Here is a 20,970-nt window from a genome sequence, read left to right as displayed (position 1 = left end):
CCTGTTTCACGTGAAACAACTATTTGCCGATGCAGAACCGGCCAAACAGCGTGTCGAGCATATCTTCGGTGGTAGCATTACCCAGTATGCGGTCGAAGCTGACCCGCGCAGTGCGCAGATGCTCGGCCGATATTAAGGCATCCTGGGTGGCAAAGATCGACTCGAGCGCATTTCTGGCTTCGTTGAGCAAGGCGCGCTGCCTCGCATTGACTGCGCCCTCGCCTGGTTTGGGCAGCAATCGCGACCCTTCTTCGCACAAGGCAGAAACGAGTGGCTCCATACCCTCTCCGGTGTGTGCGGAGACCCGGTACCGAGCGGCGGATTTCACCGCCCTATCAAGCGCGTCACATCGGGCATCGACTTCCCATGCCCCTGCCGGCCCCTCGCCCTCTGCTCCAAGCCAGAGAACGATATCGGCCCCGCTCAATGCCGCACGTGCCCGGTCGATTCCGATGCGTTCGATGGCATCATCGCCGCCTTCGTGGATGCCTGCGGTATCGACAAGGGTGAAAGGTACACCATCCAATGCAACCGGCCGCTCGATTATATCGCGGGTCGTACCCGCCGTCGGCGAAACTATGGCTGCCTCGCTCCGGAGCAAGGCATTGAACAGGGTTGATTTTCCTGCGTTGGGTGGCCCTGCAAAAACGACCCTGATGCCATCGCGCAAACGTTCGACGCTCGGGCGTGCCAGCCATTCGCGCAACTCCCCGGAAAGCGCACCGACCTCCTCGTAGAAGCTCGGGGACAAGGTGGCGACATCGTCCTCATCATCGAAATCGAGAACCGCTTCGACCTGTGCAGCCAGATTGAGGATACGGTAACGCCAGTCCGCAAAAATCTTCGAAAGAGCGCCGCCGGCAGAAGATTGCAGCACTTGGCGCTGCAACTCGGTCTCTGCAAGAAGAAGATCGGCAAGACCTTCGGCCTGCGCCAGATCCATCCGTCCATTGGCAAAGGCGCGGCGGGTAAACTCTCCTGGCTCGGCGCGGCGCATCCCCCGCCCAGCGAGCAATGTCCGCTCAACGGCGGCGATGACCGCCCTTCCCCCGTGGCAATGCAATTCCGCGCAGTCCTCGCCGGTCGCGTTGTCGGGTCCGGGCAACCATAATACGAGCGCCTCGTCGACCAGGTTGCCTTCGGCATCGCGCAAGCTCCGCAAGCTGGCGCGACGCGGCGCGGGAACAGATCCGGCAATTCGCTGCAGAGCAGCGTGCGCCTGGGGGCCACTGACCCGGATTACGCCGATCGCTGCCGGCGGAGCGCCGCTGGACAGGGCAACGATGGTGTCGCTGCTGGATTTAACTACTGGATGTTCCACGTGGAACAGGCGACCTAGTCGGACCCGTCTTTCTTCGACGAGGTCGCTTTCACGCCACCGGCGGCAAGGCTGCCCTCGACGAAATTCTGGAAAAGCTTGAGGCCGACCTGCCCCATGGGAGCCATCGTCTTGGCGAGATCCTGCAGCTGGTCGGGGCTGGATACCCCCTTCATCGCCTTGGCCATCGTATCGACATAGATGCTGTTAGCCTTGCTCACGTCGGGTAAGCCCATAAAACTCCGCGCTTCTTCCGGCGTGCAGTCGATTTCGATATTCACCTTCATCACGATGTCTCCCTGCGGATGGGCATTCAAACTATTTGGGTTTGCCAAGTCCCCCGTGCAAGCGATAGGCGTTGTGTCGAGATTTTGCACCCAGCTATTGTTCAGGAGAACCGCATGACCTCCAGCGTCACCATCGCATCTTCCACCGACGGACAGAGTTTCATGGCCTATGTCGCCAGGCCCTCTGGCGAGCCCAAGGCGGCGGTAGTGGTGATCCAGGAGATTTTCGGGGTCAATTCCGGCATAAGACGCAAGTGCGACCTGCTGGCCGAACAAGGCTATCTCGCCGTTGCGCCTGACCTGTTCTGGCGGCTTGAACCCGGCATCCAGCTCGATCCCGATATTGAACCCGAGTTCCAACAGGCCCTTGATTACATGGGCAAGTTCAATGCCGATGGCGGTGTGCGCGATATCCAGTCGACAATCCACTGGGCGCGCGGCGAAACCGGCGGCAAAAGGGTGGGCGCGGTCGGATACTGCCTCGGCGGCAAGCTCGCCTACATGACCGCCGCTAGAACCGATGTCGATGCAAGTGTGGGATACTACGCAGTCGGCGTACCTGACATGCTCGGCGAGGCGAAGGCCATAGCCAATCCGCTGATGCTGCACATTCCGACCGCAGACGGCTTCGTCGATGCGAAAGCTCAGAAAGCGATGCATGAGGGCCTCGACAGTCATCCCAAGGTCACGCTGCACGACTATGCGGGGCTCGACCACGGGTTTGCCACCCAGTTCGGAAAGCGAAGGGATGAGGACGGCGCGCAACTGGCCGATTCGCGCACGGACGAGTTCTTTGAGGAGCACTTGTGCTAGGGCGAGCACAGACATGACGCTCTATTGGCGTTACGCGATTCCGCTCATCATGCTTGGCCTGTGCGCGGCCGCATGGTTGTTGGAGCCTTGGCTGTTCGTGGTGCTCGGCCCCGCGACCCTTATCGCACTGTTCGATTTCTTCCAGACAAATCATACGCTTAGGCGGAACTACCCGCTCATAGCGAGGATCCGCTGGATGATGGAAGACCTGCGCCCCTTCTTCCAGTCCTACATCGTCGAGAGCGACCTCGAGGGGCGCCCTTTCAGCCACCAGCAGCGAGCGCTGGTCTACGCCCGCGCCAAGGGTGACCTCGACAAGCATCCGATGGGTACCGAGCTCGACGTCTATTCCAACGAATATGAATGGCTCAGCCATTCGATTGTACCGCGCACCGACCTGCCCGAGCAATGGCGGCTGGCGATTGGAGGGCCGGACTGCAAGCACCCTTACGCCTCGTCGCTGCTCAACATATCCGCGATGAGTTTCGGTTCGCTTTCTGCCCGCGCTATCGAAGCTCTCAATCTGGGGGCCAGCCTGGGAAACTTCGCCCACAACACCGGCGAAGGAAGCGTCAGCCGCTATCACCGGTCGCATGGCGGAGACCTGATCTGGGAAATCGGCAGCGGCTATTTCGGTTGTCGGAGCGATGAAGGCCATTTCGATCCGGCCAAGTTCGCCGACCAGGCCGCCGACGACCAGGTCAAGATGATCGAGGTCAAGCTCAGCCAGGGCGCAAAGCCTGGTCACGGTGGCTTGCTTCCGGGAGAAAAGGTCACCAAGGAAATCGCCGAAGCGCGCGGTGTGCCGGTAGGAGAAACCGTATATTCGCCAGCAGCGCATTCGACCTTCGAAACGCCTATTGAGATGCTCGAATGGATCGCCGAACTGCGCCGCCTTTCGGGCGGAAAACCGATCGGCATCAAGCTGTGCGTCGGCCAACCGCACGAGGTTATGGCGATCGGCAAGGCCATGCTGGCGACGGGCATTACGCCCGATTTCATAACGGTAGACGGTGCCGAGGGTGGCACCGGTGCGGCCCCGCTTGAACTATCGAATTCTGTCGGCATGCCCCTGCGCGAAGGGACGATCTGGATCCGCAACATGCTGGTTGGCACGGGGTTGAAGAACCAGGTTTCGATCGGCATGGCTGGCAAGATCTATTCGGGTGCGCAGATGGCCAAGGCGTTCGCGCTGGGGGCCGACTGGTGCAACGCCGCCCGCCCCTTCATGTTTGCGCTCGGCTGTGTCCAGTCGATGCAGTGCCATACCGACCTCTGCCCGACCGGCGTGGCGACCCAGAAGGCCTGGCGTCAACGCGGGCTCGTGGTTGAGGACAAGGGGCCGCGTGTGGCGCGCTTCCATAGCCAGACACTCTACTCTTTGCGCGAAATCACCATTGCGATGGGGTGTGAGAACCCGTGGCACATCGAAGCCCGTGACATGCGCGAACGCGTTAACGGCGTACGCTCCGATGCAGTCGCCACGGTCTATCGCTTCATAGAACCTGGCAGCCTTGCCAATGGCGAGGTCGACGGAAATATCGGGGAAGCCTGGCGCGTGTCGCGGGCTGATAGCTTCAGGAGAGCAGCATGACTTCGACCCATTCGGGCCTCGCGCGTTGGCACGACTACATGGCCAATCACGAAGGCTCACCCGAAGCGCTGGGCGCGATCCTGCACGAAGATTGCGTATTCCATTCCCCCGTCGTCCACACGCCGCAGCGCGGTCGAGCGATCGTCACTGCCTATCTCATGGCAGCGGCAGGGACGCTGGGGCAAAGCAAGTTCGAATACGTCCGCGAGATGGCTGACGGTCCGCATGTCCTGCTGGAATTCACGGCCGAGATGGATGGCATCTTCGTCAACGGGATCGATCTCATCACTTTCGACGACGACGATAAGATCACCGATTTCAAGGTTATGGTTCGTCCGCTCAAAGCGGTCAACAAACTGTGGGAGCAAATGGCCGCGCAGCTGGAGAAGAACCGGCAGGACTGACCCCCGTCACCCGCCCGGCTCCAGTTGCAGCCTATTCGACCGGTTCAAGACCCAGCACGTCACGGGCAGATTCGACGGACACTTCGTCCTCGGTCTTGCAGACCTTCCCCTGCATGAATCCTTTGAGGTAGCTGCGCCTCGCAACACCTGCGTAAATCGCTGCACGCCAGCGTGCCTGCTCCGCCTTGGCTCCCGAAAGCTGGCGGACGATACCCCTGAAGGGGATCAATCCGCCCAGTACATTGCCCCCGGCCTTCAGTCCCTTGTTGAACAGGCCCTCCTCGGACGGAGGCGCATCGGCGTCCGGCCCAAGCACCTCGTCCAGAGCGCCCACTTCCTTGCGGAGATCTTCGCATTCGCTCAGGCCATCAAGGTCATAAGGCGCATCTTGCGCACGTAGGAGAAGGAGCGGGATATCCTTGCTGCGCAAATTGAGATCGCTCAACGGTTGGGTCACTGCATCGAGAACATCCTCGCCGACGCTGTCCTGCTTCTCGCCGTTCTGCGCTGCCGCAGGTGCCGAGAGCGCAGCGAGGAAAATCGACGTGGCAACGCCAAGCGTTCGCAAGTGACGGCGATCTTCCGTTAACGAACACGAGTCCCCCTGCCTTACCATCGTCGATCCACTCCTGCACATGCGATCAGCGCGACTGCTGCCGCATGCTGGCGCGTTCGGCCTCGACCATCATCGTGCGACCCTTGTCTATCTTGTCCTGCGCCTTGGCGACATCGTCCTGGGCACTGGACTGACGTTTCTGCGCCTTGCGCAGTTCCTTTACACCCTCCTCGCGACGGGCATGATACTTGGCCCAGTCAGACGCGGCACTCTCGACTCGCTTCGCCCATTTGCGCGCTTCTTCGGGATCGCTGAACACCATCTGATTGGTCAGGTTCTCGAAAGTCTGGCGGGCGTTCTCGGCACGACTGTGCGAACTGTCCCGCTTGTTCTGCGCGTTGACGACATCGGCGCTGACCCCGACAAGATTTTTCTTGGCTTTCTCCAGCTCCTGGAGCCCCTCGGCCTCGAGCCGGCTGCCCTTGTTCCAGTCTTTCTGGAATTTGCCGGTCACGACGATCTGAGGGGTCCCCGCAGGCTGCTGAGCCGAAATCATGGCGGGTGTACCAGCGAGAGCAACCGCAGTTACCGCGCCAACAAGAAACTTATTCATGAAGGACATCCTATTTTGCTTGCCCGACCTTACGCCGACAACGATATTTCGTAAAATGATATTGTTTAAAGGATAAATTCGGAATATCCGAATTTAGTGGACATTGTGAGTTTTCGAACCTTCCTGGCCGCAGCGGCGACCGGCAGCTTTTCAGGTGCTGCGCAGCGCGTGAACGCTTCTCCCTCGACCGTGACCGAGCGAATCAAACAACTCGAACACAGGCTGGGAACCCGCCTATTCGTCAGAGACAAGCGCGGTTGCCGGCTGACCGCGGCGGGGGAGAGGTTCATAGCGCCAGCGCGGCAGGCTGTCCGCGCCTGGGAGTTCGCCCAACACGATGTCTCGCTGCCCGAAAGGTTCACCCGATCGATCACTTTCGGGGGGCAATATTTCCTTTGGGACGGCCTGCTGATGGACTGGCTCGGGCAAGTGCGTAAAGAAATACCCGACCTGGCCCTGCAGACGACTGCGGGGGCCTGGGCACGGCTCAACCGAGACTTGGCCGAAGGTGCATTGGATATGATCGTCCTGCACGACCCGGTCTTTCGCCGCGACATCGGCGCGGAGCCGTTGTTCGATGATCGGTTGGTCCTGGTGAGCGGCGGCGATCCGGAACAATGGCGCGATAACTTCGTCCGCATCGATTGGGGACGCTCGCTCGGTATCGAGATTGCCGCCCGTATCGATGTGGCCCCCCAGGCAGGCCTGGTGCTCGATCTGGGCAGCCGTTCGGCAATTTGGCTCGCTCGACACCGGATGGCCGGGTTTATGCCCGCCAGAGCCGTTCAGCCGCTACTGAACGAGGGCCGGTTGGCAGTAGTCGAGGACGCACCCGATTTCGATTTTCCGGCATTTGCTTGCTGGCGCAGGGATCTCGACCCGCAGCTGGCGGCCGAGATCGTCCGCAGCTTGAGAAACGCACTCGATTTCAATCGACCCAGCTGAACCGGAGCGAGGGAGAACCGGGCCCTAAGGTACGGATCTCCCATGCTCGCTATTACTGGTTCATCGTGTCGAAGAAATCTTCGTTGGTCTTGGAATCCTTCATCTTGTCGAGCAGGAATTCCATCGCGTCGACGGTGCCCATCTGCATCAGGATACGGCGCAGCACCCACATCTTGGACAGCTTGTCCTTCTCGACCAGCAGCTCTTCCTTGCGGGTGCCCGACTTGCCGACATCGAGCGACGGGAAGATGCGCTTGTCGGAAACCTTGCGGTCGAGCACGATTTCCGAGTTACCAGTGCCCTTGAACTCCTCGAAGATCACTTCGTCCATGCGGCTGCCGGTATCGATCAGCGCGGTGGCGATGATCGAGAGCGAACCGCCTTCCTCGATATTGCGCGCCGCACCGAAGAAGCGCTTGGGCCGCTGCAACGCATTGGCATCGACACCGCCGGTCAGCACCTTGCCCGAGCTGGGCACAACGGTGTTGTAGGCGCGGCCGAGGCGGGTAATCGAGTCGAGCAAGATAACGACATCGTGCTTGTGCTCGACCAGCCGCTTAGCCTTCTCGATCACCATTTCGGCGACCTGGACGTGGCGGTTGGCAGGCTCGTCGAAGGTCGAGGAAATGACCTCGCCTTTCACGCTGCGCTGCATGTCAGTGACTTCCTCGGGCCGCTCGTCAACCAGCAGCACCAGCAGGAACACCTCGGGATGGTTGTCGGTGATCGCCTTGGCGATGTTCTGCAGCAGCACCGTTTTACCGGTGCGCGGCGGAGCGACGATCAGCGCGCGTTGGCCCTTGCCCTGCGGGCTGATGATGTCGATCACCCGCGCCGACTTGTCCTTGACCGTCGGATCAAGCGTGTCGAGCGACAGCTTCTGGTCAGGATAGAGCGGCGTGAGATTGTCGAAATTGGTCCGCATCCGGACCGCTTCGGGATCGTCAAAATTGACCTTGTACAGCGTGGTCAGCGCGAAATAGCGTTCGCCCTCGCGCGGTGCACGGATTTCGCCTTCGACCGTGTCGCCGGTGCGCAGGCCCCATTTGCGGATCTGGTTGGGCGAGACGTAGATATCGTCCGGTCCGGCGAGGTAGTTTGCCTCGGGCGAACGCAGAAAGCCGAAGCCGTCCTGCAGCACTTCGATCGTACCGATACCCATGATCTGTTCGGAATAGTCTTCGTCCTCGGCCAGCTCGCGCAAGATCGAGAACAGAAGGTCCTGCCGACGCATTGTCGAAGCGCCTTCGACACCGAGTTCTTCGGCCATCGAGACGAGCTCTGCCGGGGTTTTTTCTTTCAGGTCTCTGAGATGCATGGGGAACCGTTTCCGAGAAATTTACAGAATGTCGTGCCGGCTCGTCTCATCGGGCTTTGGGAAAGCGAGACGTTTGTGCCAGCGCTATGGACGCACCGGCCATGGCCAGGTGCAGCAGATACGGCGCAGCCGGTGGCACGTCAATCGAGGAATAGCTCGCCCCGTGGAACCACCAACACGGCCCGCCACTAGAACGGTTTGACGATCACCAGGATCACCACCACAATGACGACCAAGGCAGGGACCTCATTGAGCAGTCGCAAGCGCTTGTCGCTCAACGGCCGCTCACCACGCGCCATCTTGCCTGCCATCGTACTCATCCAGCCGTGATAACCGCTGAGGCCCAGCACGAACAATAGCTTGGCGTGAAACCACCCTTGCATCCATGCGCCGATCGTTTCGGCCAGCAGCAGTCCCAGCACCCAGACGAGCACCATGCTCGGTATCAGGATGACCCGCGACAAGGTCCGCTTGCGTTCGGCCCACAGTGCTTCCTCTGGCGATCCGGGAGCCGCAGCATGCATGTAGACCATCTGCCGTGGCAGAATGAACAGGCCTGCCATCCAGAAAACCATGAAAATGATGTGGCCCGCCTTGAGCCAGTAATAGGTCATGCCGAGAAATTCTTGCATGGAGCCCATCTAGCGACTGGCATCAGCGCTGCCAATCGCGAACCGCATCGACCAGCGCTTCGACATGGGCAATCGGCGTGTGCCGGTCGATCCCGTGACCCAGGTTGAAGACATGCGGCCGGTCGGCAAGGCTGTCGAGAATGAAGCGTGCGCGCTCACCCAGCGCTTCACCGCCTGCAAGGATCAACAGCGGATCAAGGTTTCCCTGCACCGGCATTCCCGCGGGGAGTTCCTTGTCGGCCCAGACCGGGTCGATCGTCTCGTCGAGCGCGATGGCGTTGACCCCTGTCTCGTCGGCATAGGCGCGTAGCTTGGCCCCTGCCCCTTTCGGGAACCCGATGATCGGGGTGTCGGGGCGCGCCTCGGCCAATGCGGCAACGATCTTCGCATTGGGAGCGATGATCCAGCGCTCAAACTGGTCGGGCGCGAGGCTGCCGGCCCAGCTGTCGAACAACTGGACAGCCTCTGCCCCGGCATCGATCTGGCCGATCAGATACTCGACAGTGGCCTCGCCAATGGCATCGAGTATCGCCTGCAACTTGCCCGGATCGGCATAGGCCATGCAACGGGCCGCCTGCTGGTCACGGCTGCCCTGCCCGGCAATCATGTAGGTGGCAACGGTCCACGGGCTCCCGGCAAAACCGAGCAGCGTGGTCTCGTCGGACAGCGCGGCACGGACCTGCCGCACCGTTTGGTATATTGGATCAAAACGGTGCCGCGCCTCGCTCAGCTTTTCGAGATCGCTCTCTACCAGCGGGGGTGAGAGGTGCGGACCTTCGCCGGCGAGAAACTGCAGATCCTGCCCCAGCGCATGAGGAATGATCAGGATGTCGGAAAACAGGATCGCCCCGTCGAAACCGAAACGGCGGATTGGCTGCAAGGTGACTTCGCACGCTGCCTGGCTGTCATAGACGAGATCGAGAAACCCGCCCTTCTCCGTCCTGAGCGCACGATATTCGGGCAAGTATCGTCCAGCCTGGCGCATGAGCCACAAGGGCACGCGCTCGCTTCGTGTTCCGTTCAAAGTGTCGAGGAGAAGGCCAGGCATCGCGTGTGAATCCAACTAATAATATTATTATAAATAGGATGATGGAGTCTGTTGGCCCTGTGGATACTGGGCACAAGTTGCGCCTGCCCGATTTATGCCGCGTGTTCCACCCCAAACCTGACCTGCGAATCTGCACAGAACGGGAGTCAAAGGATTCTTATCCCCCCTATCCCCAGCCTGTCCGAAACACAGTTATCATGTGGGCAAGCGTGCTTGCGAATGCGCCGGTAGTGGGGGTGGAATTTCGTCCCATGCTTGTCCGCAGTTTCCTCCCGTGGTTTATGCCGGTGTTTCTCCACAAGCGGAAAATCGCCTCCAGACAATGAAGCGCATTCATCTCCACCTGCTCTCGGACTCGACCGGCGAAACGCTGGAAATGATCGCCAAGGCGGCGCTCGCCCAGTTCGAAAATGCCGAGGTCGTACGCCATTTCTGGCCGATGGTGCGGTCGCGCCAGCATCTGGAAAGGATAGTTCCCGAACTGACGGCCAATCCGGGGCTGGTCCTGTTCACTCTCGTCAATGCCGAGACCCGGGCTGCGCTGCGCGAGCATTGCCGGCAGTTGTCCTTGCCTGCGGTCGATGCGCTCGACGAGGTCACCGCCGCGCTCGAAGTCCAGCTCGGCCAGGAGGCGCAAGGCCGTCCGGGTCGCCAGCACAAAATGGACGAGGCCTATTTCAAGCGCGTCGAGGCGATCCAGTTCACCATCGCCCATGACGACGGCGTCGGCTGGGACAATTGGGAAGAAGCCGACATCGTGCTTGCCGGCGTCTCGCGTTCGTCGAAAACACCGACGAGTATCTATCTTGCCAATCGCGGGTTCAGGGTCGCCAATATCCCGCTTGTCATCGAAAGCCCGCCCCCGCCCAAACTGTTCGAATTGAAAGGTCCGCTGGTAGTCGGCTTGACGACAGCGCCGGAACGGCTGGTACAAATCCGCCGCAACCGTCTGCTGACCCTCAACGAACGCGCCGAGACGTCCTATGTGGAGAAGGACCGTGTATCGGAAGAGGTCAAGTTTGCCCGCCGGATGTTCGCCGACAACAATTGGCCCGTCATCGACGTGACCCGCCGTTCGATCGAGGAAACCGCCGCTGCGATAATCGGGCTTCACAATGAACGCCAAGCCCGCATCAAACCGGATGAGAGGCCGATATGACCGACCAAAGCGCCCATTTACCTTTGATCCTTGCCTCCAAGAGCGAGTCCCGCCGCGCTATGCTCGATGCCGCCGGGATCCTGTTCGAAGCCGTCGCTGCCGAACTCGATGAGCGCGCTCTTGAAGCTGACATGGAGGGTGCCGACGCGGAGGAAATCGCGCAGGCGCTGGCCGCTGCCAAGGCAGCCGCGGTGTCGCTTGAACATCCAGGGCGGTTGGTACTTGGCAGCGACAGCCTGGTCGAGGTTGAAGGGCAGCGGTTCGACAAGCCGGGGAGCCGGAGACAGGCCGCTGAACACCTGCGGTTCTTTTCCGGTAGGGCAATGCGTTTGCACAGCGCCGCCGCATTAGCGGTCGACGGTCGGATCACCTGGATCGATCACGGGCTGGCGAGCCTGCTTGTCAGGCCGCTCTCCGATGCATTCATCGAGGAATACCTCGATGCCGAATGGCCGGCTGTCGCGGCGTGCGTCGGAGTGTTCCGGATCGAGGGACGCGGGGTGCAATTGTTCGACAATATCATTGGTGACCAGTTCACCGTGCTGGGCATGCCGCTCCTCGCAGTGATCGGCGCTTTGCGCGACCGTGGCGTATTGACGGCATGAACCGGCCATTTGCGGAGGTTATCGGCGATCCGATAGCGCATTCCAAATCGCCGCTGATCCACAAATTCTGGATCGGGCAGTTGGGACTCGATGTCGATTATCGCGGCCAGGGCGTCGCGCCCGAGGGGCTCGCCCGCTACCTGCACGAGCGCCGCGGCAACGAAAGCTGGCGCGGCTGCAATGTGACGATGCCGCACAAGCAGGTTATTGCGCCACTGGTCGACCGGCTCGATCCGCTCGCCGCGAAGGTCGGCGCGGTCAACACGGTGGTGCGCGAAAGCGACGGCGCGCTGGTCGGCTACAATACCGATGTCGATGGTTTCCTCGAACCCTTGCGGGCCGATCTTGCCGGGGAGCATCTGTTCCGCATGGCACGGATCTGCGGCACTGGCGGCGCGGCACGGGCCATTGTCACTGGCCTTGCGCGTGAAGGCTTTGCGTTGGTCTTGGCCGGGCGAGATCCGGCCAAGGCTGCACGGTTGCTGGCCGAACTCGCTCCCGCAGCCGATGGCTTTACTCCGCCGCTCGACCATTTCGCCACGCCGACAGATTTCGCGTTCGACGATCGCGAAGGGATGCTCGACCTGGTCGTCAACGCCTCGCCGCTGGGCATGGAGGGACAGGACGAACTCGCATTCGACCTGTCGCATGCGCCGCCAGGCTCCATAGTCTATGATATCGTCACCGTTCCCGCGCGCACGGCATTGCTGCGAGCGGCCGAGGCGCGAGGCTTTCGAACAATCGACGGGCTTACCATGTTGATCGGTCAGGCCGCAGGCGCCTTCAAGCTGTTCTTCGATGCAGAACCGCCGCGCCACCTCGACGAGCAACTGCGCGAAAGGCTGACAGGATGACCAAGCCGATGACAATCGGCCTCACCGGATCGATCGGCATGGGCAAATCGACCGTGGCGGCAATGTTCGAGGCCGAGGGCGTGCCGGTATTCGATGCCGACGCCGAAGTGCGCGAAATGCAGGGTCCGGACGGCGAGTTGCTGGAGACGATAGAGGAACAGTTTCCAGGGTCCACCGGCCCCGAAGGTGTCCTGCGCGACAAGCTTGGCGCGCAGGTTTTCGGCGATGCGGCCGCGCTCGCACGGCTAGAGGCCATCGTCCACCCTGCGGTGAGCGCGCGGCGCGCAGATTTTTTCGCCCGGCACGGCGATGCCTCGCTGGTGTTGTTCGATGTCCCCTTGTTGTTTGAAAGGGGTGGCCACGAAGCGGTTGATTGCATCGTGGTGGTATCGGCCCCGGCCGAGGTACAGCGCGAGCGCGTGCTGGCCCGGCCGGGGATGACCGAGGAAAAATTCGCTCACATTCTTTCGTTGCAGCTTCCCGACGCCGACAAGCGCGCCCGTGCCGACCACGTTATCGACACTGGTCAGTCGCTCGAAGAAACCGCTGCGGACGTCCGCGCCCTTGTCGCTCATTTGTCCACTCGCGTGCGGCGTGCGTGACCACTTGCAGACTCACGCACAAGCGCCGATAGTCCTCTGCAATGCGTGAAATTGTGTTCGACACCGAAACCACCGGCCTCGACCCCAAGACGGGCGATCGGATGGTCGAAATCGGCTGCGTTGAAGTGGAAAACCGGGTCCCGACGGGGGCGACCTTCCATGCTTATTACAACCCCGAACGCGATATGCCGGTCGAGGCGGAACAGGTGCACGGCCTGTCCAGCGCCTTCCTCGCCGACAAGCCGCTGTTCGCGAAAGAAGCCGATGCCCTGCTCGAATTCCTGGGTGATTCCCCGCTGGTGGCGCACAATGCCGGGTTCGATTTCGGTTTTCTCAACAACGAGCTGGCGATCTGCGGCCGGGCACCGATCGACATGGGCCGGATGGTCGATACCGTCTCGATCGCCCGCAAGAAGCATCCTGGCGCCAAGGTTTCGCTCGATGCGCTTTGTAACCGATACGGCGTCGATCGGAGTCACCGGGTCAAGCATGGCGCGCTGCTGGATGCCGAACTGCTCGCACAGGTCTACCTCGAACTGTTGGGGGGGCGACAGATCGGACTGGTGCTCGATGCCGGCAACGATGCCGCCGACACGATCGACCCCGCGGCTGCCGTGGCGCAAGTGGAGCGGATATTCCGCCGCCCCCGCGCGCACCAGCCCAGCGCGGAGGAACTCGCGCGCCACCAGGCGTTCATGAACGAATTCGATTCACCTTTATGGAATAGTCGCAGTTGAAGAATGCCGGATTGGCCGGCGTGATGAGCCAAGGGAGATAGCCAAAAATGGATATTCGCATTTCCGGCCACCAGGTCGATACCGGCAGCGCCTTGCAGGACCATGCTTCTGACCGCCTTGGTTCCATCGTTGAGAAGTATTTTAGCCGCGCGCTGTCTTCGCATGTCACCTTCGGCAAGGCCCCGGCGGGGGCGTTTGCCTGCGATATCGTGACTCATGTCACGCAGGGGCTGGTACTCAAGGCTCACGGTGAAGCGCATGACGCGCATCAGGCGCTCGATGCGGCTGCAGAAAAGATCGACAAGCAATTGCGCCGCTACAAGCGGAGGCTGACAGATCGGCACGAGCAGGCGGCGCACGCTATCCGCGAGGAAGAGGCCGCCTATACGATATTCGCCGCAGAACCCGAGACGGACGACGAGAATTCGGATGCGGGCGAGGCTCCGCCGGTTGTGGCCGAGACCAAGGTTGACATTCCCGAAACCTCGGTCGCTGACGCGGTGATGATGCTGGACCTTCGCGATACCAACGCCCTGTTCTTTAAAAACGCTGGAACAGGCCGACACAATATGGTCTATCGCCGCCGCGACGGTTCGATCGGTTGGGTCGAACCGCATTAGGTCGGGCAGGATTGTCTCAGTCTAGCGCGCGCCCGCGTTTCAACTGCCTAGAACGACGAATTGCTTCCGCGATGAATTCTCTGTTTCGATTTTCCCCCGACGCGGTGGCTAGCGTCGCCGCCGCTGACAAGTCGGCTATTCTGTTGGCGCTGGCGGACCGGTTCTCTGCCTCCTACGCGCTGGACCATGCTGTCGTGCTCGAAGGCTTGGAAGAGCGGGAGAAGCTCGGTAGCACCGGGTTTGGTCGCGGTGTCGCACTCCCCCATGCCCGCATCGACACTGTGGATCGCCCTGTCGCAGCGCTGCTGCGGCTGGCGACGCCGATCGATTTTGGTGCCGCTGACGGGATGCCGGTCGATCTCGTCTTCGGGCTGCTTTCACCGAGTGGCGCGGGAGCGACCCATTTGCGCGCGCTGGCCGCGATCTCGCGTCTGGTGCGCGACGAGGAGGTTCATCGCCATCTGACCGAAGCGCCCGGCGACGACGCGGCTTATGCCATGCTTACCGATGCGGTTGATCGTGACGCAGCCTGACGGAACCGGCGATGCGGGTGGGGCGGAATCCCACTTTCGCGCGCTCGAGCGGCTGTATGCCTCCGCACCGGTCAATGAGTTGTTCGCGTCGAAGCTCGTAATCGAGGCACAAGGGCAATCGCGTATCGCATTTGAAGTGACCGAGAGGTCTTTTCACGCGGCCGGTGCGGCACATGGGACGATCTATTTCAAGATGCTCGACGATGCGGCTTTCTACGCTGCCAATTCGCTCGTCACCGATCGTTTCCTGCTCACAACTTCGTTCAATCTCCACTTCACCAAGCCGGTCCGAACAGGACAGGTCGTGGCAGAGGGACGATGGATCAGCGGGAAGAGGCGCGTTTTCGTCGCGGAAGCGCGGCTGGTTGATGCCGAAGGCGATGAAATCGGGCGCGGCACCGGTACCTTCATGCGCTCGCACATCGCCCTGTCCGGATTGTCCGGTTACGCGTCCGGGCAATGACCATGGGCGATTCGCGCCTGCCCGCCCATCTCGAAATATCTGCAATAATCCGCCTAGTTCAGTCGCAAGGTGGTTTTGCGGCAGTCATAGCCAAAGGCGAACGCGATGCCGGAACAATCTTGCTGATCGTGTCCGAACGGGGCTGTGACGAGCAACTTCTGGAAAGAATGCCCAATCTCGACGGAAACCGCCTGTGGTCTACAACTCGAACGCAAGATATTGAAAAATCAAGCGATTTTGCAGATTATATCGAGAAAAGAAGGCGGCAGGACAGCGATATTTGGGTACTGGAGGCAGACGTCCCAGATCGAGAACGGTTCATCGAAAGCTTGGCCGGTTAAGTTGACTTAAACGTCAACCCAGCTATCTGACGGACCTCTCCAAAAAGCGCAGGCGGTTGTGCGGCATCCTTGCCGAACAGCAAGCACGCAGACGGGGGGCGACCGGCAGGTCCGCAACGAACCACACTCCAATGAACGCAATTAACGCGACAGGGTTCCAGCCTGCGACAGGTCCGCTCACCGCACAGTAATTGAGTGACATGAGTCGAAAGACCCCTCTTATTGGCCTTGCCGCGATTGTCGCCGGGGCCGTTGCCATGGTCGGTAGTGCCGAAGCATATGGTGCTAATGCCCAGCAAGCCGAAGTGGCCCTCGCCACCGAGGCGCCGATGGTCGAAGAGACCGTCCCTGTTGTCTTCGTGACCGAAGAAGTGGCCCAGCCGCTGCCGGAAACCGAAGCTGTCGCTGAAACGTCTGGAGACGTGGCGGAAAATTCCCAGGAAAACGAATTCGAAGCGGACACCCTGCGCGAACTGCTAACCCAGGTCGACGCGCCGAGCGAACTTTCGCGTCAGATGGAATGCCTTGCCGGCGCGGTCTATTTCGAATCGCGCGGTGAGCCGATCAACGGCCAGCTGGCGGTGGCGCAGGTTGTTATCAACCGTGCTGAATCTAATGTCTTCCCGGCTGACTACTGTGGTGTCGTCTATCAACGAGCGCAGTTCTCTTTCGTCAAGAGCGGCCGTATGCCCCGCATTGCGCGTGGTTCGGGCGCATGGCGTAAGGCCAAGAAGATTGCCCGCATCGCCCATGAAGGCTTGTGGGAAAGCGAAGCTCAGGATTCGCTCTATTTCCACGCCAATTACGTGAAGCCCAAGTGGAGCTATCGCAAACAGGCGCGGGCTACGATCAAGACCCATATCTTCTATCGCTAAGAAAATCCGGCGATAGCGAAAGCCGAAGAGGCCCCCTTGCATCGGACGGGATGCATGGGGGCTTTTTCTTGTGCTGGGTTGTTGTCGGGACCAACCTTGGTCAGCTGCCGATCTGAACCCAGACGGGGGTGTGATCACTCGCTTTTTCGCGCCCGCGAAATTCCTTGTCGACGCCAACGGCAGTGAGCCGATCGGCCAATTCGGGCGAGAGCAAGCAATGGTCGATGCGAAAGCCGTGATCGCGCTGCCACGCCCCGCGCTGGTAATCCCAATAGGTCCATACCCCGCCGCGCGGATTGAGCGTACGCACCGCATCGGTCCAGCCATCAGCGAGTAGGCGTTGATAAGCGTTGCGGGATTCGGGCTGCATCAGCGCATCGTCCTGCATCGCCCGCACCGACCAGACGTCATCATCATGCGGGATAACGTTAAAATCGCCGAGCACGATGGTGGGCTGCTCACTTTCCCATAGGGTTCGCATTCTCGCCCGCAGACGTTCCATCCAGGCCAGCTTGTAATCGAACTTGGGGCCGGGGTGGGGATTGCCATTGGGCAGGTAGAGGTTGGCTATGCGGATCCCTGCGACATCGGCCTCGAGATAGCGCGCATGATCGTCGCTATCGTCTCCTGGTAGGCCGCGTTGCTTTTCCTCGGGCTTTACCCCGTCGGCGAGGATAGCCACGCCGTTGAAGCTTTTTTGCCCGTGCCAGATGGCGTGATAGCCGATCTTTTCGAATTCGGCGGTGGGAAAGCCCTCGTCCTGGGTCTTGATCTCTTGCAGGCAGGCGACCGCGGGCCGAGTTTCCTGGAGCCATTCGAGCAGCCGCGGCAGGCGGGCCTTGATGCCATTGATATTGTAGGTTGCGATGCGCATGGGGCGAGTTCATGCCCGATTGGCGCGCTGGCGTAAAACCTAAATGCCGAAGCTCGACCCACAGCCACAGCCAGCGGCGGCCTGCGGATTTTCGACCCGGAAAGCAGCACCGCCCAGCGATTCCACGAAATCGACTGTGCTTCCGGACACCAGCTCGAGGCTCATCGGATCGATCACCAGCTTCACGCCGTCGGTTTCGCTTTCACGGTCATCCGCTTCAAGGGTCTCGGCCAGTTCAAACCGGTACTGGAAACCCGAACAGCCACCGCCATCAACCGCCAGGCGCAAAATCGCCGGCTTGCCCTGTTTCTCGGCAATGCTGCGCACACGCGTGGCGGCGGCTTGGGTCAGGCTAGGAGTGATGTTCATCGGCCCGATGTAGTGCGCACGAGGTCCAGTCTCAAGCGGCGTCAGGCGGTCTGGATATAATCGCGCATTGCCTGTGCCTCGTGCTCGACCTCGTCGATCCGCGATTTGACGAGATCTCCGATCGAAACAAAGCCCGCGAAAACGCCGTTGTCGGTTATCGGCAGGTGCCGAATGCGACGCTGTGTCATCAGGCTGAGTGCCTCATCGACCTTGGTCGACTTTTCGACCGTAATGGCCGGAGCAGTCATCACTTGCGCGATGAGCATGTCGAGACAAGCGGTGCCTTCGTCAGCCAGGCGGTAGAGGACATCGCGTTCGGAGAAAATTCCGGCGACCTGGCCGTCCTTCATCACCGGCAAGGCACCAATCCGCTTGCTGGCGAGTATGGCCACCGCCTCGCGCACCGGCTGCCCGGCATCGCAGGTGATGATATCCGAAGGGTTGCGGCCGGCAATAAGCTGGGCAATGTCCATGTTTCGTGTTCCTTCCGTTGCATCACAAATATGCCACGGAACGGCCGAATTGGCGAATCGACAGGTTTACTGTCAGGTCGCGCCGATGCAGGAGGCTCGCATGGTGCACAAATCCCCGCTCGATGACCCGCAAAACGCCGCTTTTGCCTGGGCGCGCTATCGGCGGCTGATGCGCTTCATGTTGCTGGCGACGGTTGGCGTGGTGATCATCGCGCTGGGCCTGCTCTACACGCAGAACGAAAACATCTCGCCGCATTTTTTCATCGCGGTTGCGCTCGGAATCGGCTTTTCGATGATGCTGATGAGCGCGCTGATGGGGCTGGTATTTCTCTCCAACGGTACGGGCCACGACGATTCGGTCGACAATCGGTTACCCCGGCGCGAAGAGGGCGAAGATGACGACTAGCTCGAGGGCCGGCCGTCGCGTGCCTCGGTCAGCCTGAACTCCTCGACCGGCTCGCCGCCGATCAGATGTTCCTGGATGATCCGCTCGAGCACTTCCTCGGTACAGGAATGGTACCAGATCTTGTCCGGATAAACGACCGCGACCGGGCCGGCAGCGCAGATCTGCAGGCAATCGGCCTTGGTCCGCTGGACGATGCCCCCATCGGTCAGGCCCAGCTCCTTGAGTCGCCCCTTCAGGTATTTCCAAGAGGCTTCGCCATCCTTGCGCCGGCAGCATTTCTGCTTCTCGCTCATGGCGCACAGGAAGATATGCCGTTCTATCGTCTCGCCGCCGATCGAGCGCAGCGCCCGACGCGCCTTGGCGATCTTCTTGTCAGGCGTCACTCCCCGGCCTCTCCGCCTTCCTTCAGCCAGCGGTCGAGCCAGGCGAACACAGTCTGGTGCCATTGCAGCGAGTTCTTGGCGCCCAGCACCCAGTGATTTTCATCGGGGAAGACCAGCAGTTGCGAGGGAATTTCGCGTTCCCGCAAGGCAGTGAAGCTGGCCAGTCCCTGCGTATAGGGGACGCGGAAATCCTTTTCGCCCGCGACTACCAGCATCGGGGTCTGCCACTTGTCGACATGATTGACCGGGTTCCAGCGCTCGTAGGTGTCACGCGCCTGCGAATAGGAGCCGCCGAAGTCCCAGCGTGGAAACCACAATTCCTCGGTCGTGTAGTAAAAGCTGCGCATGTCGAACAGGCCGTCATGCTGGACCAGGCACTTGAACCGGTCGGGCCAATTACCGGCGATCCAGTTGACCATGTAGCCACCATAGCTTGCGCCCATTGCACAGGCGCGGCTGCCATCGATCTGCGGATCGAGATCGAGCGCGGCGGCGAGGCCTTTCTGCAGGTCTTCAAGCGGCTTGCCGCCCCAGTCCTTGTTGATGGCGTCGGTGAAGGCCTGGCCGTATCCAGTGCTGCCGTGGAAATCGACCGAAATCACGGCATAGCCTTGGCTCGCCAGAACCCGCGGGTTCCAGCGCGTTGACCAGCCATCGTTGAACGAGCCCTGCGGGCCGCCGTGGATGTAGAGGATGGCCGGGATTCGCCCTTTGGCCCCTTCCAGCTTGGTGATCTGGCCCCACACAGTATCTCCGCCCGCGCCTTCGAAGCTGAACCGGGTGGTCACGGTCGAGGCCAGCTTTCCAACTGCGGCCGACGCCACTTGCGAGATCGGCTTGGCCTGTTTCCAGCCTTGCGAGAGATAGAGTTCGGGCGGTGCACCGATCGAATCGCGGGTGAACAGCAGGCGGTTGCCGACCAGCGGCGTGACATTGCCGAGATGCGCTTCGCTACCCGCTATCAGGTCCAGCTTCTCGACCGCGCCGGTGCGCGGATCTATGCGGAAGGCTGGTGTATCGAGCACGTCTTGAGCCAAGGCGACGATCCAGCGCGAATCGGGCGTCCAGACGAGCGAGTGGAAGCTGCGGTCGTAATTACCGGTCAACGCGCGCGTCGTGCCGCGGCGCAAATCGCGCAACATCACCGTCAGCCGGTCGGCTTCATAGCCGGGCCGATCCATCGCCAGGTAAGCGAGATAGCGGCCATCGGGTGAGGGCGCCGGCGCGTTGTCGGTGGCCTCGTTGCCGGCGGTTAGGTTGGTCGGCACCCCGCCGTCCACCGCAGCGCGGTAGATATCGAGATTGGTCGACAGCGGCTCTTTTGCATCTGCGTCCCTGGCGACAAAATAGACCGCCTTGCCGTCGGGCGCCCAGGCAATGTCCTCGCCGCCGCCGAACGGCTTGGTCGGCGTGTCACCGGTAAGGGCACCTTCTTCACCCGAGAGGCCATCGAGTGCGCGCCCTTCCCCCACCGTCTTACCGTTTTCGAGACCAAACACAAAGACGCGCGAAAACGTACCGGGTGTCTCCCACGTATCCCAATGGCGGAAGAACCCGTCGGCCCCGTCATATAGTCGGCCGTTGCCGGGGCCAGGGAGGTGCGCCTTGCCATCGTCCTTGCAGCCGAAACTCGCACAGTCGCGGCCGATTTCGGCCCAGATGGCGACGGCGTTACCCTCGGGCGAAAGCGCGAAACCATCGATGGAAGTGCCCATGCTGGTGACCTTCACCGGATCAGTAGCTGTCCCATCGGCTTTCAGCGCAGCACGCCAGATCTCGACTGCGCCCTTTTCGCCGTCCGCACCATCGGCAGAACGGTCGGAGAGAAAATACAGTAAGTTGTCGGAGCCGAAAACCGGCGACCACGCCTTGCCGCCGAGGTCGAGCTCGACCGGTGCGGCTGACAGATCGGTCAGGCTGCGAAGGTATAGCTTGCTCGTGCGCGCCAGCGTCATGGGGTCTGTCGTAGTGACCGGATAGACCGCGAAACGGCCGCTTTTGTTCGCCACCGGACTGCCGAGCCGCGGCATGGTGACGAGGTCACGGGCAGTCATGGGCGTAGCGGCTTCGTGCGCGAAAAGCGGTGTGCCGAGCGAAGTGACGAGGCCCAAGGCCAGCGTCGTCCCGAGGAATGTTTTCATGGAGGCG

General features: G+C 61.0%; 27 protein-coding genes. 15 read left to right on the top strand and 12 right to left on the bottom strand.

Annotated elements, in window-relative coordinates; genetic code table 11:
• Window positions 1–19: 19 nt before the first annotated feature.
• Together mnmE and ACXYL9_RS01795 are read right to left on the bottom strand one after the other, a co-directional pair.
• Complete coding sequence (mnmE, locus tag ACXYL9_RS01800) at window positions 20–1,321, bottom strand: tRNA uridine-5-carboxymethylaminomethyl(34) synthesis GTPase MnmE (protein ID WP_459037878.1); 1,302 nt, start codon at window positions 1,319–1,321, stop codon at window positions 20–22.
• Window positions 1,322–1,335: 14 nt separating this feature from the next.
• Window positions 1,336–1,605 (bottom strand): DUF6489 family protein, encoded by a 270-nt coding sequence (locus ACXYL9_RS01795; protein ID WP_459037877.1) that lies wholly within the window; start codon window positions 1,603–1,605, stop codon window positions 1,336–1,338.
• A gap of 114 nt (window positions 1,606–1,719) precedes the next feature.
• Between ACXYL9_RS01795 and ACXYL9_RS01790 the strand changes: the two genes are divergently transcribed.
• Genes ACXYL9_RS01790 through ACXYL9_RS01780 form a run of 3 tightly spaced genes read left to right on the top strand, consistent with a single transcriptional unit; the run spans window position 1,720 to window position 4,416 of the window.
• Window positions 1,720–2,418 (top strand): dienelactone hydrolase family protein, encoded by a 699-nt coding sequence (locus tag ACXYL9_RS01790; protein WP_459037876.1) that lies wholly within the window; start codon window positions 1,720–1,722, stop codon window positions 2,416–2,418.
• 13 nt (window positions 2,419–2,431) lie between these two features.
• Window positions 2,432–4,012 (top strand): FMN-binding glutamate synthase family protein, encoded by a 1,581-nt coding sequence (locus ACXYL9_RS01785; RefSeq protein ID WP_459037875.1) that lies wholly within the window; start codon window positions 2,432–2,434, stop codon window positions 4,010–4,012.
• Window positions 4,009–4,416: a nuclear transport factor 2 family protein gene (locus ACXYL9_RS01780; RefSeq protein WP_459037874.1), complete on the top strand. Its 408-nt coding sequence runs from the start codon at window positions 4,009–4,011 to the stop codon at window positions 4,414–4,416. Before ACXYL9_RS01785 ends, ACXYL9_RS01780 begins: the two co-directional genes overlap by 4 nt.
• Before the next feature lie 31 nt (window positions 4,417–4,447).
• On the opposite strand, the gene ACXYL9_RS01775 is transcribed toward ACXYL9_RS01780, so the two are convergent.
• Window positions 4,448–4,984, bottom strand: a complete 537-nt coding sequence (locus tag ACXYL9_RS01775) for a hypothetical protein (protein ID WP_459037873.1) — start codon at window positions 4,982–4,984, stop codon at window positions 4,448–4,450.
• Between the two features lie 73 nt (window positions 4,985–5,057).
• Window positions 5,058–5,585 (bottom strand): hypothetical protein, encoded by a 528-nt coding sequence (locus ACXYL9_RS01770; RefSeq protein ID WP_459037872.1) that lies wholly within the window; start codon window positions 5,583–5,585, stop codon window positions 5,058–5,060.
• 105 nt (window positions 5,586–5,690) lie between these two features.
• Here ACXYL9_RS01770 and ACXYL9_RS01765 point away from each other — a divergent pair, with 105 nt between their 5' ends.
• Window positions 5,691–6,530, top strand: a complete 840-nt coding sequence (locus ACXYL9_RS01765) for a LysR family transcriptional regulator (RefSeq protein WP_459037871.1) — start codon at window positions 5,691–5,693, stop codon at window positions 6,528–6,530.
• Window positions 6,531–6,582: 52 nt separating this feature from the next.
• On the opposite strand, the gene rho is transcribed toward ACXYL9_RS01765, so the two are convergent.
• The 3 genes from rho to hemE form a co-directional block, all read right to left on the bottom strand.
• Entirely contained in the window at window positions 6,583–7,848 is a 1,266-nt protein-coding gene (gene rho, locus ACXYL9_RS01760) for a transcription termination factor Rho (RefSeq protein ID WP_459037870.1), read from the bottom strand.
• Window positions 7,849–8,036: 188 nt separating this feature from the next.
• Window positions 8,037–8,480: a CopD family protein gene (locus tag ACXYL9_RS01755; RefSeq protein WP_459037869.1), complete on the bottom strand. Its 444-nt coding sequence runs from the start codon at window positions 8,478–8,480 to the stop codon at window positions 8,037–8,039.
• Between the two features lie 22 nt (window positions 8,481–8,502).
• Complete coding sequence (hemE, locus tag ACXYL9_RS01750) at window positions 8,503–9,528, bottom strand: uroporphyrinogen decarboxylase (protein ID WP_459037868.1); 1,026 nt, start codon at window positions 9,526–9,528, stop codon at window positions 8,503–8,505.
• Window positions 9,529–9,850: 322 nt separating this feature from the next.
• Here hemE and ACXYL9_RS01745 point away from each other — a divergent pair, with 322 nt between their 5' ends.
• The 10 genes from ACXYL9_RS01745 (at window position 9,851) to ACXYL9_RS01700 (ending at window position 16,317) form a co-directional block, all read left to right on the top strand.
• Complete coding sequence (locus ACXYL9_RS01745) at window positions 9,851–10,687, top strand: pyruvate, water dikinase regulatory protein (protein WP_459037867.1); 837 nt, start codon at window positions 9,851–9,853, stop codon at window positions 10,685–10,687.
• Window positions 10,684–11,292 (top strand): Maf family protein, encoded by a 609-nt coding sequence (locus tag ACXYL9_RS01740; protein WP_459037866.1) that lies wholly within the window; start codon window positions 10,684–10,686, stop codon window positions 11,290–11,292. Before ACXYL9_RS01745 ends, ACXYL9_RS01740 begins: the two co-directional genes overlap by 4 nt.
• Window positions 11,289–12,146 (top strand): shikimate dehydrogenase family protein, encoded by an 858-nt coding sequence (locus ACXYL9_RS01735; RefSeq protein WP_459037865.1) that lies wholly within the window; start codon window positions 11,289–11,291, stop codon window positions 12,144–12,146. Before ACXYL9_RS01740 ends, ACXYL9_RS01735 begins: the two co-directional genes overlap by 4 nt.
• On the top strand, window positions 12,143–12,748 hold the full coding sequence (gene coaE, locus ACXYL9_RS01730) for a dephospho-CoA kinase (RefSeq protein WP_459037864.1): 606 nt from the start codon (window positions 12,143–12,145) through the stop codon (window positions 12,746–12,748). Before ACXYL9_RS01735 ends, coaE begins: the two co-directional genes overlap by 4 nt.
• A 41-nt stretch (window positions 12,749–12,789) precedes the next feature.
• The gene (dnaQ, locus tag ACXYL9_RS01725; protein ID WP_459037863.1) at window positions 12,790–13,485 is read left to right on the top strand and encodes a DNA polymerase III subunit epsilon; all 696 of its coding nucleotides are present in this window, start codon (window positions 12,790–12,792) and stop codon (window positions 13,483–13,485) included.
• A 47-nt stretch (window positions 13,486–13,532) separates the two neighbouring features.
• Complete coding sequence (gene hpf / locus ACXYL9_RS01720) at window positions 13,533–14,105, top strand: ribosome hibernation-promoting factor, HPF/YfiA family (protein ID WP_459037862.1); 573 nt, start codon at window positions 13,533–13,535, stop codon at window positions 14,103–14,105.
• Window positions 14,106–14,176: 71 nt separating this feature from the next.
• Window positions 14,177–14,638: a PTS sugar transporter subunit IIA gene (locus tag ACXYL9_RS01715; RefSeq protein WP_459037861.1), complete on the top strand. Its 462-nt coding sequence runs from the start codon at window positions 14,177–14,179 to the stop codon at window positions 14,636–14,638.
• Window positions 14,613–15,101 carry a PaaI family thioesterase gene (locus ACXYL9_RS01710; protein WP_459037860.1) on the top strand — a complete coding sequence of 163 codons (489 nt, stop codon included), beginning with the start codon at window positions 14,613–14,615 and terminating at the stop codon, window positions 15,099–15,101. Before ACXYL9_RS01715 ends, ACXYL9_RS01710 begins: the two co-directional genes overlap by 26 nt.
• Window positions 15,098–15,442 carry a DUF1491 family protein gene (locus tag ACXYL9_RS01705; RefSeq protein ID WP_459037859.1) on the top strand — a complete coding sequence of 115 codons (345 nt, stop codon included), beginning with the start codon at window positions 15,098–15,100 and terminating at the stop codon, window positions 15,440–15,442. The genes ACXYL9_RS01710 and ACXYL9_RS01705 overlap by 4 nt, the downstream gene beginning before the upstream one ends.
• Window positions 15,443–15,642: 200 nt before the next feature.
• On the top strand, window positions 15,643–16,317 hold the full coding sequence (locus ACXYL9_RS01700; protein ID WP_459037858.1) for a cell wall hydrolase: 675 nt from the start codon (window positions 15,643–15,645) through the stop codon (window positions 16,315–16,317).
• A gap of 100 nt (window positions 16,318–16,417) precedes the next feature.
• On the opposite strand, the gene xth is transcribed toward ACXYL9_RS01700, so the two are convergent.
• From xth to ACXYL9_RS01685, 3 genes are read right to left on the bottom strand one after another with little or no spacing between them, the layout of a single operon-like run.
• Complete coding sequence (xth, locus tag ACXYL9_RS01695) at window positions 16,418–17,191, bottom strand: exodeoxyribonuclease III (RefSeq protein WP_459037857.1); 774 nt, start codon at window positions 17,189–17,191, stop codon at window positions 16,418–16,420.
• 39 nt (window positions 17,192–17,230) lie between these two features.
• A complete protein-coding gene (gene erpA / locus ACXYL9_RS01690; RefSeq protein ID WP_459037856.1) occupies window positions 17,231–17,560 on the bottom strand; it encodes an iron-sulfur cluster insertion protein ErpA in 330 nt (109 codons plus the stop codon).
• A gap of 41 nt (window positions 17,561–17,601) precedes the next feature.
• Window positions 17,602–18,033, bottom strand: coding sequence for a CBS domain-containing protein (locus tag ACXYL9_RS01685; RefSeq protein WP_459037855.1), 432 nt, complete (start codon window positions 18,031–18,033; stop codon window positions 17,602–17,604).
• Between the two features lie 100 nt (window positions 18,034–18,133).
• On the opposite strand from ACXYL9_RS01685, the gene ACXYL9_RS01680 reads away from it, so the two are divergent.
• On the top strand, window positions 18,134–18,439 hold the full coding sequence (locus ACXYL9_RS01680; RefSeq protein ID WP_459037854.1) for a hypothetical protein: 306 nt from the start codon (window positions 18,134–18,136) through the stop codon (window positions 18,437–18,439).
• Here the strand turns inward: ACXYL9_RS01680 and ACXYL9_RS01675 are convergent.
• Complete coding sequence (locus ACXYL9_RS01675; RefSeq protein ID WP_459037853.1) at window positions 18,436–18,822, bottom strand: (2Fe-2S) ferredoxin domain-containing protein; 387 nt, start codon at window positions 18,820–18,822, stop codon at window positions 18,436–18,438. The two genes, ACXYL9_RS01680 and ACXYL9_RS01675, sit on opposite strands and share 4 nt — an antisense overlap.
• Window positions 18,819–20,963, bottom strand: coding sequence for a S9 family peptidase (locus ACXYL9_RS01670; RefSeq protein ID WP_459037852.1), 2,145 nt, complete (start codon window positions 20,961–20,963; stop codon window positions 18,819–18,821). The genes ACXYL9_RS01675 and ACXYL9_RS01670 overlap by 4 nt, the downstream gene beginning before the upstream one ends.
• Window positions 20,964–20,970 lie beyond the last annotated feature (7 nt).

The sequence above is a fragment of the Qipengyuania sp. CAU 1752 genome (assembly GCF_054482615.1).
Note: the sequence above shows the minus strand (reverse complement) of the source record. Positions and strands in the feature narration are given on the sequence as shown.

Bases quoted from the DNA above. Each gene is read 5' to 3' on its own strand.
- ACXYL9_RS01795 (WP_459037877.1), bottom strand. From the start codon at position 1,605: ATGAAGGTGAATATCGAAATCGACTGCACGCCGGAAGAAGCGCGGAGT.
- ACXYL9_RS01790 (WP_459037876.1), top strand. From the start codon at position 1,720: ATGACCTCCAGCGTCACCATCGCATCTTCCACCGACGGACAGAGTTTC.
- ACXYL9_RS01785 (WP_459037875.1), top strand. From the start codon at position 2,432: ATGACGCTCTATTGGCGTTACGCGATTCCGCTCATCATGCTTGGCCTG.
- ACXYL9_RS01780 (WP_459037874.1), top strand. From the start codon at position 4,009: ATGACTTCGACCCATTCGGGCCTCGCGCGTTGGCACGACTACATGGCC.
- ACXYL9_RS01770 (WP_459037872.1), bottom strand. From the start codon at position 5,585: ATGAATAAGTTTCTTGTTGGCGCGGTAACTGCGGTTGCTCTCGCTGGT.
- rho (WP_459037870.1), bottom strand. From the start codon at position 7,848: ATGCATCTCAGAGACCTGAAAGAAAAAACCCCGGCAGAGCTCGTCTCG.
- ACXYL9_RS01755 (WP_459037869.1), bottom strand. From the start codon at position 8,480: ATGCAAGAATTTCTCGGCATGACCTATTACTGGCTCAAGGCGGGCCAC.
- hemE (WP_459037868.1), bottom strand. From the start codon at position 9,528: ATGCCTGGCCTTCTCCTCGACACTTTGAACGGAACACGAAGCGAGCGC.
- ACXYL9_RS01745 (WP_459037867.1), top strand. From the start codon at position 9,851: ATGAAGCGCATTCATCTCCACCTGCTCTCGGACTCGACCGGCGAAACG.
- ACXYL9_RS01740 (WP_459037866.1), top strand. From the start codon at position 10,684: ATGACCGACCAAAGCGCCCATTTACCTTTGATCCTTGCCTCCAAGAGC.
- ACXYL9_RS01735 (WP_459037865.1), top strand. From the start codon at position 11,289: ATGAACCGGCCATTTGCGGAGGTTATCGGCGATCCGATAGCGCATTCC.
- coaE (WP_459037864.1), top strand. From the start codon at position 12,143: ATGACCAAGCCGATGACAATCGGCCTCACCGGATCGATCGGCATGGGC.
- dnaQ (WP_459037863.1), top strand. From the start codon at position 12,790: ATGCGTGAAATTGTGTTCGACACCGAAACCACCGGCCTCGACCCCAAG.
- hpf (WP_459037862.1), top strand. From the start codon at position 13,533: ATGGATATTCGCATTTCCGGCCACCAGGTCGATACCGGCAGCGCCTTG.
- ACXYL9_RS01715 (WP_459037861.1), top strand. From the start codon at position 14,177: ATGAATTCTCTGTTTCGATTTTCCCCCGACGCGGTGGCTAGCGTCGCC.
- ACXYL9_RS01710 (WP_459037860.1), top strand. From the start codon at position 14,613: ATGCGGTTGATCGTGACGCAGCCTGACGGAACCGGCGATGCGGGTGGG.
- ACXYL9_RS01705 (WP_459037859.1), top strand. From the start codon at position 15,098: ATGACCATGGGCGATTCGCGCCTGCCCGCCCATCTCGAAATATCTGCA.
- ACXYL9_RS01700 (WP_459037858.1), top strand. From the start codon at position 15,643: ATGAGTCGAAAGACCCCTCTTATTGGCCTTGCCGCGATTGTCGCCGGG.
- xth (WP_459037857.1), bottom strand. From the start codon at position 17,191: ATGCGCATCGCAACCTACAATATCAATGGCATCAAGGCCCGCCTGCCG.
- erpA (WP_459037856.1), bottom strand. From the start codon at position 17,560: ATGAACATCACTCCTAGCCTGACCCAAGCCGCCGCCACGCGTGTGCGC.
- ACXYL9_RS01685 (WP_459037855.1), bottom strand. From the start codon at position 18,033: ATGGACATTGCCCAGCTTATTGCCGGCCGCAACCCTTCGGATATCATC.
- ACXYL9_RS01680 (WP_459037854.1), top strand. From the start codon at position 18,134: ATGGTGCACAAATCCCCGCTCGATGACCCGCAAAACGCCGCTTTTGCC.
- ACXYL9_RS01670 (WP_459037852.1), bottom strand. From the start codon at position 20,963: ATGAAAACATTCCTCGGGACGACGCTGGCCTTGGGCCTCGTCACTTCG.